This is a genomic window from Acinetobacter sp. YH12236 (genome assembly GCF_013417645.1).
Taxonomy (GTDB): domain Bacteria; phylum Pseudomonadota; class Gammaproteobacteria; order Pseudomonadales; family Moraxellaceae; genus Acinetobacter.
In genome coordinates this window covers 1-8,493 of sequence record NZ_VPDM01000059.1, presented here as the reverse complement: position 1 = coordinate 8,493, position 8,493 = coordinate 1, and the positions used below count along the sequence as shown (strand labels likewise).

Genomic DNA, 8,493 nt, shown 5'->3' with positions numbered 1-8,493 from the left:
GTTCTAAAGGCTAAATCAATAAGATCTTTTGATCCTAAATTTTTGATGGCCTTAATTGATTGTCTACCTTTAAATCAGCGACCCTCTATTAAGGAATTATTAAATCTTTATCCAGAAGAAATTAAATTAGATCTAACCTCTGAAGTATTGGAGTCTACTATTGAAAAAATATCAGCTCGATTAGGTATGGTATTCGATATTCAACATTCATAATTTAAAATTAAATAATAGATGTTATATGAAAGGCACAATTCATGAGCCTTTTCATCACTCGTTTAACATAAAATCTCTTATGCGAAATCAGGTTGATCTAAAGTTCTTTATTGCCTTGATCACATGATCCCCCAATTGCTGAGTATTTTTAGGATTTCCAGCTGAATTATTTAAAGAGACATTTAAAGGGAGTGCTATCTGTCTCAAAATTTCTTTAGCTGATGGTTGTTTTTCACCATCCTTATAAACTTCAATTCTTGCATTTTCATATTGTTTTATCTCATATCCATCATAAAAAATACTATTTAAAATCAATAACTCATGATTATTTTCAACTTTCACTTCTGTTTCAGTAGGAACATTTAACCCTATATTTATTTTTGAATTAGCTAAAAGTATTTTGTTATAAATACCTAAAATATATTTCCCTTTGTATTCTCGTGACTTAGCCTGAAACTGCTCTATATTTAAGTCATAGACTACTTCAATACAGAGGTCCTCAGGGTTAATTCTTAAAACAATAATTCTGTCCACTAACTCAATCGTTTTAAGATTAAAATCTACATGACTTGCTGTAGTAACAGTCTTAACAGAAATTCTTTGTCCAGTACTGGAAACTACATCATAACCTCTCTGATTAACTGAATCGGCTAATTGCCCTAAGGTCATCATAGCTACATAAAGTTCCCCAATTCTTCCTGTTAAATGCCTTAATTCTGCAATAGGCATTCCCCAAGAGAGTTCTTTTTCAAACCATTCAATAGATTCACCTAAAGACTTAATAATATCGAATTGGCTCAATGCCATGATTAATTCCCTATCACTTATAAATTAAAGAGCTTACGATCACGTTCATCAGTCAAATACTTGTCCATCTGAGCAATCAGTTTTGCTCTGGCTTGCTCATCATCTTCGGTGATTTTCAACATGCAGGATCCGATCAAAATCTTACGTCTGGTATCATCCTTTCTTGCCTGTTCTTTCTCTTTGGCACGTTCTCGTGCAAGTGCTGCCTGTCTTTGAGCTTTGAGCTGTTTTAGCTTTTCTTCTTGAGCTTTAATTTTGATGTCTAGTGTTTCAGTAACGCTCATTAATCCAATACCATCATTCTGGGAAACCATCCCTAACATAAGCGCACTTGAATATGCATTCAAGGTGCTATATGTATAGTAATGTTTTCCTCGAAGAGCGCACTTATGCAAACTTCGTTTGCAAGTACGATTGGGGTCTCCCCAATACCCCGACAACCGTATTTACGGTTGTATTTCACTACGTGAAAATTTAAAAGCGAAAAACAGGCATGGCGATTTACCACTTTTCAGTCAAAACCGTAGCACGATCAGCAGGACGTTCCGCCACTGCTGCGATTGCCTATCGGGCAGGTGAAAAGATCTATTGTGAACGTGAAGGCCGAGAACATGACTACAGCCGAAAAACTGGTGTGGAATACAAAGAAATTTATTTACCAGAAGGCGCACCGGAACATTTAAAGAATCGAGAAAAACTCTGGAACGAAGTTGAACAACGGGAAACCCGAAAAAACTCGACAGTTGCGCGGGAATTTGAAATCGCTTTTCCAAATGAATTAAATCAGGAACAACGCCTGGCCATGCTCGAAGAACTATGCGCCAGTATCGTGGACAGACATCAGGTGGCCGTCGATGCCTGTATTCATGCACCGCATACTGGATCTGGTAGTGATGAACGCAATTATCACGCCCATATCCTGATGAGCACACGCAAACTTACTCCGGAAGGCTTCACCGAGAAAACCCGGGAACTGGATCAGAAACACAGTGGAGAAATCGAACACTGGCGCGAACACTTTGCCGATATCTGCAATATGCACCTGGATCTGGCTGGATACACTGCCCGAGTCGACCACCGCAGCTACAAAGACCAGGAGAATGGTTTAGAAGCCACGCTGCACGAAGGGCCGAAAGTCACCGAACTGCGCCGAAAAGGGATTGAGACCGAAATCAGCCGAAGCAATGACGAAATCAAACAGAGAAATCAGGCTCAGTTGCAATACGGCAAAAATATGGATCTGCTGATTGCTGAAAATGAGATCAAACTCAATACACTAAAAACTGAACAGCAGATCCAAATCAAAAATAGTGCTAAAACGCCACCAATTGACGAAAAAGCCCTGTTTGAAGAAAAACAGAGGGAGACCCTTGGCAAAGTGCTAAATCGCGAAATCAGCGCAAAAGACGCGAATCTAGACCTGGATTTTATGCAGGATGTTTTTAAAAAGGCCGAAAACACCTTCGGCAAGATGCAAAAACATGAAAACGAGTTCAATCAGCAGCTTGCCCAGGACATCGTGAAGAGTCGACTCAAGCAAAGTCATGACAGATTGCAAAGCCTGGTCGATCAACACAACGAATTAACCCAGAACAAACCCTTACTGTTTGGAAAAAAAGCCTGGGAAGCCCAACGTGACGAGATTTATCAGGAACACAAAAAGCTGAAAGGTCAGCATGAACACCAGAAAAAACATGGTGTGAAGGATTTATTGGAAAATGAAAAGTTCAAAGAACATGCCTGGAAGCAGTACCAACAACAACATCCGGCCAAAGCCAAGCAATACCAAACTCTATACTCAACCTATCAAGTTATTAAGAAATGTGTGAATGAGATCAAAGCAGAACAACAGATGAAACTCAGACAAGAACAACAGCTCAAAGCACAGCAACATGCGCCTAAAATGAAATCTCGTGGCATGAGTCGATAAACAGAGCGAGTGTCTACGAGCGAACTGAGAAAATTTGCTCTTTCCTTTCCCTGATTACAAGCTCCCTATCCATTAATCACCTACCCTACAGAGCATCCCGCATGGGTGCGAACTTTCCAAGTTTGATCCCTAAACCGAGCGTAGCGAGAAAAAAAGCTCATGAGCGAAGCGAATTCCGAGCTGCTTTTGCTTTTTCTAAAAGTCACGAAAACATTAACCAAAAATTGCCCCGACGAATCGAGCGAAAGCGAGATTCAATAGAGTTTGAGCGGAGCGAAAACCAAGGGCAATTTTTCAAATTCCCTTTTTTAATTATTTTTAAATCTTTTAAATCTTTTCAGCCCTCTGTATGCCTTTAGTAGCAATAGTTTCAGTATTTAAATATGACGGATTGACTACTAACTATGACGGATTGACTACTAACTATGACGGATTGACTACTTAACTATGACGGATTGACTACCAACTATGACAAGTATATATTTGTCATATATTAAAAATTAAATGGTTTTATTTTGGATAAGAATCAAGTTGTAAAATCAAATCAAGTTATAGAAGCTTCATATCAATTAAGTGCCGTAGAGCAACGTATTGTCTTGGCAGCCATTTCACGTATTCCAAAGAATCAACCCATCACAGATGATGAGTTATACCCAGTGAGTGTTAATGAATTACAGCTCCTAGGAGTACACGAGAAAACAGCCTATAGAGATTTAAAAGAAGGGATTAATAGACTTTATGAAAGGTCTATCAACCTCTCTGTAGACGATAAATCTATCAAAATGAGATGGGTACAAGAGGTTCAGTTTTTAGATAGTCAAAGTGTCATTGGTATTCGCTTTTCAAAACCAATTTTGCCTTTTATATCTAACCTAAGTAGAGAATTTACGAAATATGCTCTATCTGATATCGCGGGTATCAACAGTGGGTACGGTATCCGTATCTATGAGTTACTGGTGCAATACAGACAAATAGGTAAGCGTGAAATCTCTGTTGATAATCTACGAACCATGCTGGAACTAGGTAAAAAGTATCCGTTATTTGCTGATTTTAAAAAAAGGGTAATTGATACTGCTGTAGATCAAATAAATGAATACAGCCCTTTACGTGTGACGTATGAGCAGAAAAAAACAGGTCGTAAAGTTACTCACATTACTTTTTCTTTTAAAGAAAAAACAAAAAGTATTGGTCAGGAAACTACAGACATACCGAAAGAGTTCTATAAGTTAACAGATGCTCAGATAAACATGTTTGGTAATCAACTATCACGTCTACATGAACTTTCTCATCTAGCACGTGAGGGCGAGAGCTATGAAATATTAGCTTCAAAAATCAAGGAAAAACTTAGAGATCCAAAACAACAGAAGCAGTTTTTACCTTACTTACGGAACTTAGGCTTCAAACCTTGAGTGTATTGAAGAATACACTTATTGTATTCTTCAATACGTATCTTAAATACACAGTAATACACTATGAAAACAAGTACAAAATACAGTGTTAGTGATGCTGCCACACTGTATAAAAAATCTAGAGCGACACTTTATAAAGATATAAAAAATGGGGTATTAAGCCGTGATCATGATGGCTTTATAGACTTTTCAGAATTATTGCGTGTATATGGTGAACCGTTTTCTGGAAAACAGTCAAAACGTATTGATACGTCTCTAATACAGAATCTGGATACACCCGAATACACTGATAAAACAGTAGTAGAGTTGAAAAATCAGATCGACTTTTTAAAGAAACAATTAGAAAAAGCAGAAGATAGAGAGGCTAAAGCTAATGCTCGTATCGATACGCTTCTTACACTAATTGAAATGAAGCCATCTAAAGCTAGTAGTGAACCTAATAAAGAGAATATTGAAAGTAATATTTCGCCAAACCCAACTGATATGGCAACAAATATTCAGTTAAAGCAGGTTAAAGAGGACGGATTGACTACTCCAGAGAACAAACGTATCCCTGTTCCAGAACATGTTGAGCCAGAACCTAAAAAGAGAGGCTTCCTGAGCCGTTTTTTCCTTCCGTATGGTTAACCAGGACTCCAATTTTTTGATGAGCCAATTTCATTGCCAGCAATGAAATAATGACTCACCAAAAAACCGGATGATGTTTATTAAAACTGAATAAAGTCGTGAAACATTGCTTAAATAATAGGCGTGAAACGTGAAAAATCATAAAAAAAGCCCGAACAGAGATGTTCGGGCTATCAACTAGAAACTACAGCATTGAATTTTCAAGAGAATTATAACGCATTTCGTATAAGGTGTATTATGTTAATTTTAGGAAAGCTACAAGATAGATTAGGCTCGATTTTTTCTCTTTTTAAAATATAAATAGCAGATCAAAATGAAACTAAGCCAAAACAGGTAATCCAAAATAAAGTACTTAAGAAGAAATTCGTCTAAATCCCAAAAAATAAATAACGCACTTATATGATTACCGGGGGAGGTAGAATCCCCATCAATTAAAAATACAAAGGGAAAGCCTCCTGCAAGCCTATTCACCTCTTCCAATTTATCTACAACTATACGGTTAACAGGAATATATCTTTGATAAAATAAAGATAATGATGTTAAAATAAAAGTTAAAATGTTGATAAATAATATTTTTTTCATAACTTTTCTTTATCTTTTAAATTAATTAAAAAAAGCCAATAACATAAGCCAGGAAAGAGAGCCATAAAAATAGTCCATGTATTGGTATACATTTTCCACCACTCTTTCGAAATTTCTCCTGTGTGACTCCATCCAAAAAGAATAAAAAATGGAGCAGCAATAATTATAGAGGTAATACAGATGGTTAATAAATTAAGACTATTATAACGATTTAAAAGAATTGAGAAGATGAAGCTGAAAGGCACAGTCAAAATACAATAAGCTAAGTAGACAAGGCCGTGCCCTACAAGAACCACGAAAATCGAGTATAGGCTGTATTCCTGATTCATTACGATAAACAGGACTGCTATGAAAAAAAGTAATGGTAAAGGAGCAAGTAAGAGAGCTTTTACTATTTTTGCATTTGAGTATTTCACTAATTTAATTCTCTTATCTACTCAATAAATATTAACACTATACCGATTTTCTTGGAGGTCGCTGGCTTGGATTTAACATAATGGTAGTTATGCGAAATTAGTAGGCTTTACGCGGAATTCTTAGCATATTCATCTTTTGTCTTATATCTTTGTTTTTACCTATCAGTAAAATATATTCATAACCTATAGAGGAAAAAAGTAGGTAATTAAGAAAAAAATTACAGCGATTTATAAGCCTTATAGTTCCGGGAGAGACTATAAGGCTTTTTCTTTATCTTAAAATTCATATATCTATACTATTTTAATAAACAAAAGCATGGCTGAAAGCCATGCTCTGGGAATTCGTATAAGGTGTATTATGTTATTTTTAGGAAGATTTAAGAATGAAAAAAATAGGAATTTTCTTTTGCTTGACTATGCTTGCTGCTTGTAACCCACTTAATGAAAAAAATGAATCAAATATAATTATTCCACGTATTGAACATATAAGTGACGCAGATAATGCAAGTTACACTGAAGGTAAAATTATTACACAAGGTCAGTGCTTATATTTAGAATTTTTAGATGGCTCTAAAGTCTTTCCTATTTTTGCTACAAAGACCGCTAGCTGGGATGAAAAGAATAAAAGTCTAAACGTAAACTCGGAAACTTATTTACTTGGAGAAAAAGTTGCATATGGTGGAGGAGAATCTTTTCCCTTTAAAAAAAGCAATTATTCATGGGAAGTAGAGGCAAGCGATACTTGCGATATATCTCAAGTAATTATTATTAATAAAATTTTTAAGCCTCTTACTCCAAATTAAAAAATCAAAAATTACAATATAGGAGTAATAATGGATAATTCTGAGCGATTAATTACAGCATTTTACTACTCTGTAGGTGGGATCTTCCTAGGTCTAGGACTAGCAATACTTTTCTCTCTATATCTAGGCTCTACGGTCAGTTCACTTAAAATTGTAATTTTTACAGTAATCAGTTGCTTCGTTATAGGTTATTTATTTCCTAATATGATTGGCACTATTTTTAAATGGGCTTGGAGAATTTTTCTTAATTAAGCTCTACATTGATGCTCATTTAACATAATGGCGGTTATACGAAGTACACTTGTATATTAATATAAATATCAATTACTTAATGAAAACAGAAAAATCCAAAAATGACCAAAAAGCCGATTTTGAAACAAGTCGGCTTTTTTATGAGCAGTTTTGATAGTTCTTGCCAATAAATTTGTTTAAAAAGTAGTCGATTTTGCGATTTTTTAAATTTTATCAATGTTTGAATGCTTAAAATTATCCACATTTTTTGTGGATAAAATTTAGGCTATTTTGTACGCTCAGGCTTACGTGAATCTCGGCCCTTTGCGGCTATCTAGGATACTGGAACTTTCCTATGATGAACTCATCAGGAACAGGAAGTTCCATAACATAAAACAAAAATTATAAGTTATTGCACATGGACCAGAGGGTACAACAGCACAATCAGCGACAATAAAAAACCCCGGCAGGATGCCGGGGTTTTTTATTATCTAAAATATTTAGATCAAAGTTGGATGGGCATCCAGAATGCGAATTAAAGTCGCTGCAGGACCAGTCGGATAGCGTCGGCCTTGTTCCCAGTTCTGTAGCGTTCTCGCGCTAATATGCAAACGTGCAGCAAACTCTGCTTGCGTTAATCCAGTTTTCTCACGTACTTCTTTAATATCTGGCAATTCAAGCTCTGTGACTCGACTGGCCTTTATCTCATTACGTTTGATGGCACCAGCTTCTTTGATTGAAGCAACCAGGTCATCAAATAAGTTGTTATCCATGAAATTGCTCCTTTACTAATTGACGCAGGATCGATGTTTCTTTGTCTGTCAGATTATCTTTCACAGACTTTGGATAAGCCACCAGGAAAAATATCTGATCATCTTCTGTGACCCAATAATAGATCACCCGGATGCCGCCGCTTTTACCTTTATTGCCTTGAGTACAGCGTACTTTACGAATTCCACCACCATTCTTGATTAAGTCACCTTTATCAGGTTGTACCAAAAGATCTTGCTGGAGCTGACGATACTCTTCATCACTTACAAGCTCTTTAATTTGCTTGGTAAAAACACTGGTTTCAATGAATAACATGAGCTCAAGTACGTCAATGGCGTATAAGAATTTTAGCAGTTTTAGAATAAAAAAACGAGAAAAGGTAGCTCTCATTTCTCATAACCGAAATTATCTTACGTGATTAGCTTCAATTTTGATTTTTAGGTAATAGAAATTACAACCAAAAGGTAAATAAATATTCAATTTTTTGATACAAAAAGTCATTTATAGTATATTTAATTAATTGATATAATTTACATTAAGTACATTATTAGAATAAATATATAGAATGCCTCGTTTAGTTCTAAAGGCTAAATCAATAAGATCTTTTGATCCTAAATTTTTGATGGCCTTAATTGATTGTCTACCTTTAAATCAGCGACCCTCTATTAAGGAATTATTAAATCTTTATCCAGAAGAAATTAAAT

General features: G+C 35.7%; 11 protein-coding genes. 5 read left to right on the top strand and 6 right to left on the bottom strand.

The window, feature by feature from the left end:
• Nucleotides 1-213 (top strand): hypothetical protein (locus FTV14_RS15935; protein WP_218948207.1); only part of this gene is annotated, 213 nt, incomplete at its 5' end.
• A gap of 87 nt (nucleotides 214-300) precedes the next feature.
• Here the strand turns inward: FTV14_RS15935 and FTV14_RS15490 are convergent.
• Both FTV14_RS15490 and FTV14_RS15485 read right to left on the bottom strand, forming a co-directional pair.
• A complete protein-coding gene (locus FTV14_RS15490) occupies nucleotides 301-1,020 on the bottom strand; it encodes a hypothetical protein (protein WP_180054140.1) in 720 nt (239 codons plus the stop codon).
• 17 nt (nucleotides 1,021-1,037) lie between these two features.
• The gene (locus tag FTV14_RS15485; protein WP_180054142.1) at nucleotides 1,038-1,304 is read right to left on the bottom strand and encodes a mobilization protein; all 267 of its coding nucleotides are present in this window, start codon (nucleotides 1,302-1,304) and stop codon (nucleotides 1,038-1,040) included.
• 209 nt (nucleotides 1,305-1,513) lie between these two features.
• Here FTV14_RS15485 and mobQ point away from each other — a divergent pair, with 209 nt between their 5' ends.
• The 3 genes from mobQ (at nucleotide 1,514) to FTV14_RS15470 (ending at nucleotide 4,986) form a co-directional block, all read left to right on the top strand.
• Entirely contained in the window at nucleotides 1,514-2,950 is a 1,437-nt protein-coding gene (mobQ, locus tag FTV14_RS15480; protein ID WP_180054138.1) for a MobQ family relaxase, read from the top strand.
• 515 nt (nucleotides 2,951-3,465) lie between these two features.
• The gene (gene repM, locus FTV14_RS15475; RefSeq protein ID WP_180054137.1) at nucleotides 3,466-4,359 is read left to right on the top strand and encodes a replication initiation protein RepM; all 894 of its coding nucleotides are present in this window, start codon (nucleotides 3,466-3,468) and stop codon (nucleotides 4,357-4,359) included.
• A gap of 63 nt (nucleotides 4,360-4,422) precedes the next feature.
• Nucleotides 4,423-4,986 carry a plasmid replication DNA-binding protein gene (locus FTV14_RS15470; RefSeq protein ID WP_180054136.1) on the top strand — a complete coding sequence of 188 codons (564 nt, stop codon included), beginning with the start codon at nucleotides 4,423-4,425 and terminating at the stop codon, nucleotides 4,984-4,986.
• Nucleotides 4,987-5,253: 267 nt separating this feature from the next.
• On the opposite strand, the gene FTV14_RS15465 is transcribed toward FTV14_RS15470, so the two are convergent.
• On the bottom strand, nucleotides 5,254-5,568 hold the full coding sequence (locus tag FTV14_RS15465; protein WP_180048073.1) for a hypothetical protein: 315 nt from the start codon (nucleotides 5,566-5,568) through the stop codon (nucleotides 5,254-5,256).
• A complete protein-coding gene (locus tag FTV14_RS15460; RefSeq protein ID WP_163167820.1) occupies nucleotides 5,565-5,984 on the bottom strand; it encodes a hypothetical protein in 420 nt (139 codons plus the stop codon). The genes FTV14_RS15465 and FTV14_RS15460 overlap by 4 nt, the downstream gene beginning before the upstream one ends.
• A 383-nt stretch (nucleotides 5,985-6,367) precedes the next feature.
• Here FTV14_RS15460 and FTV14_RS15455 point away from each other — a divergent pair, with 383 nt between their 5' ends.
• The gene (locus FTV14_RS15455; RefSeq protein ID WP_180054135.1) at nucleotides 6,368-6,787 is read left to right on the top strand and encodes a hypothetical protein; all 420 of its coding nucleotides are present in this window, start codon (nucleotides 6,368-6,370) and stop codon (nucleotides 6,785-6,787) included.
• Nucleotides 6,788-7,518: 731 nt separating this feature from the next.
• Here the strand turns inward: FTV14_RS15455 and nadS are convergent.
• Together nadS and FTV14_RS15445 are read right to left on the bottom strand one after the other, a co-directional pair.
• On the bottom strand, nucleotides 7,519-7,791 hold the full coding sequence (nadS, locus tag FTV14_RS15450; protein WP_004641921.1) for a NadS family protein: 273 nt from the start codon (nucleotides 7,789-7,791) through the stop codon (nucleotides 7,519-7,521).
• On the bottom strand, nucleotides 7,784-8,104 hold the full coding sequence (locus tag FTV14_RS15445; RefSeq protein ID WP_067765721.1) for a type II toxin-antitoxin system RelE/ParE family toxin: 321 nt from the start codon (nucleotides 8,102-8,104) through the stop codon (nucleotides 7,784-7,786). Before FTV14_RS15445 ends, nadS begins: the two co-directional genes overlap by 8 nt.
• Nucleotides 8,105-8,493 lie beyond the last annotated feature (389 nt).